Source organism: Candidatus Magnetobacterium casense (assembly GCF_019173545.1).
Lineage (GTDB): Bacteria > Nitrospirota > Thermodesulfovibrionia > Thermodesulfovibrionales > Magnetobacteriaceae > Magnetobacterium > Magnetobacterium cryptolimnobacter.
This window is the reverse complement of record NZ_JABXWD010000388.1, coordinates 1-3,052: the sequence shown is the minus strand read 5'-3', so window position 1 is coordinate 3,052 and position 3,052 is coordinate 1. Positions and strand designations below refer to the sequence as shown.

The 3,052-nt window shown below is 49.6% G+C and carries 3 protein-coding genes; all 3 read left to right on the top strand.

The annotated features are described in order from the left end of the window. On the top strand, window positions 1–180 hold a 180-nt coding region (locus tag HWQ67_RS15320), incomplete at its 5' end, for a hypothetical protein (RefSeq protein ID WP_218253557.1). A 52-nt stretch (window positions 181–232) separates the two neighbouring features. Beyond that, window positions 233–1,897 (top strand): chemotaxis protein CheA, encoded by a 1,665-nt coding sequence (locus HWQ67_RS15315; RefSeq protein WP_218253556.1) that lies wholly within the window; start codon window positions 233–235, stop codon window positions 1,895–1,897. A gap of 160 nt (window positions 1,898–2,057) precedes the next feature. Beyond that, window positions 2,058–2,969 (top strand): Rpn family recombination-promoting nuclease/putative transposase, encoded by a 912-nt coding sequence (locus HWQ67_RS15310; RefSeq protein ID WP_218253555.1) that lies wholly within the window; start codon window positions 2,058–2,060, stop codon window positions 2,967–2,969. Window positions 2,970–3,052: the final 83 nt, after the last annotated feature.

Below are 3,052 nucleotides of genomic sequence, written 5' to 3'. Positions count from 1 at the left end.
GCTTACGCAGGAATGACCCCTGTTCGAGTCAGGGGCAGGCACAGATGGGCGCAAAATACCATTTCTTGTCATTCCCGTGAAACATGTCCCTGGCTTGAACAGGGAACGGGAATCCATTTTCAAAAACAGCATAAAAAGCCAGTTAATAAAAAAGTGCAAAAGTATAGAGATAATAAATGACTAAAATATATCCTTTCTTATGATAATTAACATGTGATACAATAAAGACGGCATGTTTAACGAAGAGACCCAAAATGCACTCTTGCAGGAGTTTATGTCTGAAAACGGTGAATCCCTTGATCAGATAGAGCGCTACCTGCTAAAGCTGGAGGACAGTCCTGCAAACAAGGAGCTGCTCAACACGGTCTTTCGCTGTATGCACACCATCAAGGGCAATTGTCGGATGATGGGTTTCGTTGGGCTTGAGGAGCTGACCCACTGTGCGGAGAACGTCCTGCAGATGATCCGCCAGGGGGAGCTGTCGATGACACGTGAGACGGGCAGTACGCTGCTGGCGGTTGTGGACGTCGTCAGAGGTGCGCTGCAGGGTATCGAAAAGACCGGCCAGGAGGGGGACGTTGACTTCAGTACGCAGATTGACAGGCTACAAAGCCTTCAGACAAAGGCCGGTGTCACGCTCGATTTGACCCAACCAGATGACATCGACGATGAGTGCAGCAGCAGGACGGATGCCACGCCGCTCAACATCGAAACCATACACCTGCCCATCAAGCGCCTTGATGGCTTGATGAACATCGTCGGTGAGATGGTTGTCACGTTTAACCAACTGAGATACGCTATCACGCGCAATCATGGGATGTCACTGCAGGGCCTTGAGGAGATGGAACAACACCTGCACACCCTGCAGGATGAGGTTATTAGGTACCGTCTTCAGCCAATTGGGCGCATCTGGGAGACATATCATCGCCTGGTGAGAGACCTTTCCGTGGAATCCGGCAAGAAGATTTATCTGCATATGAGCGGTGAGGACACGGAGGTCGATCGCAGCGTCCTGTTGTCGATTAAGGACATCCTTGGGCACCTGATCCGCAATGCCGCAGACCACGGGATTGAACCCCCAGGGATACGACAGGCCAAGGGGAAACCACCGTTGGGCAAGATAGAGCTTTCGGCAGGGCAGAGGCATGGCCAGATATTTATCGACGTCGCTGACGATGGCGCCGGCATCGATGTCAACCGCACCAGGGCAAAGGCCGTGGAGCTTGGTCTGCTCACGCCTCAGCAGGCCGAGGGCATCGGTGACAGCGAGGTCTTTAGGTTCATCATGGAGCCTGGATTTTCCACTGCCCAGCGCATAAGCAAGATATCCGGTCGGGGGATGGGCATGGATGTGGTCAAACGGGAGGTCGAAAAGGTTGGCGGCACGATTTCGATCCTCAGCACGGCAGATGAGGGGACGCTTTTCAGTATCCGCATCCCGCAGGCAATGGCAATAGTGCCGGTTCTGCTGGTGCGCACTGCCAAGCAGCGGTTTGCGTTGTCGCAGGCCGACATCGTGGAGTTGCTGTCGTTTTACGACGATGATGTCCGCTCTAACGTGCAACGTAAGATGCACCGTCTTATGGTGCGTGTGCGTCAGCGTCTGGTGCCTCTGTTGCGCCTTGAGCAGGTCATCGGGGGGGACACAGAGGACTATCAATCTGAGGCGTTTTGGGCAAGAAGGCAGTGTCACGTGGTGTTGTTGCACTGTCAGAGTGGGGACTTTGGTCTGGAGGTCGAGGAGATCGAGGAGCCGATCAGCCTGGTTATCAAGCCGTTGTTGCGCATGTTTGCCCACATAACAATCCTCTCGGGAAGCGCCATTATGCCCGATGGCAGTGTGTCGTTTTTGCTCAACGTCTCAGAGATAGGTAAACTCATCAATACCGGTTCATAATTAATTTTATACGTAAGGAAGAGAAGAAAAAAAGAAAGGGGCGGAGCCGCCCCCCTTCAGAACGGGGGCCAGCCCCCTTGACCCCATTTTGCATTGCCATAACCGTCAATGCAGTCTTGCATTGATTGCATAATTACACAAGTTTACGTTATCATAAAGAATGCAGTTTGTAGATGTAAGGAGCGACATAGCGTTTAGGAAGATATTTGGTAATGAAGCCAGTAAGGGGATACTCATATCGTTTTTAAATGCGGTATTAGACCTCAGTGGAGACAGAGAAATAGGCGACTTGTCGATTCTGAATCCGTATCAGACACCACAGATAACGCTCCTGAAAGAGACTATCCTTGATATACGGGCGGTGGATAAGCGTGGCGTAACGTTCATAGTAGAGATACAGCTTCAAAAGAGGCGCGGCTTTGAAAAGCGTGTGCTGTACTATACGAGTAAGGCCTATGTTGCCCAGTTGGTGAAGGGTGACGATTATCCTACTTTAAATCAGGTGATATATATAGGCATAGTGGATTTTGATATCTTTGAGGGTGATAGTTATATCACAAAGCATATGATATTAAACACTAGAACTCTCAAACAGGAGTTGACAGATTTTGAGTTCAATTTTATAGAGTTGCCAAAGTTTAAGAAGACTGAGGATGAATTAGAGAGCGTAGTAGATAAATGGATATATTTCATCAAAAACGCTGTTTCCCTGGAGATGATACCAAAGTGTGCGGACTTTGATGAGATACAAGCGGCCTACAACATAGCGACCATGATGCTCTGGAGTAAAGACGAGCTTGAAATCTATGATTATTGGCAGATACGATTGCAGGATGAAAGGGGTGCGATAGAGTATTCATTTATTGAGGGACAACGCAAGGGAAAGATCGAAGGGTTGCTTGAGGGGATAGAGATGGTGCTTGAGGTTAAGTACGGAGACAGAGGGACTGCCCTTATGGGGCGTGTCAGGGGGCTTGGAACCATAGAGGCATTGGAGAGGTTCAAGGGGTTGTTAAAGGCGTCTGCATCCGTAGAGGAGCTGGAGGGGCTCTTTCTCAAAGTGAGTGGGTAAGATTAGCAATCCCGCCTATGGTAAGGCTTGACATGTTCCATTTAATATCTGCTGTTTTTGAGGGGAAGCATATAAAGGGTAAG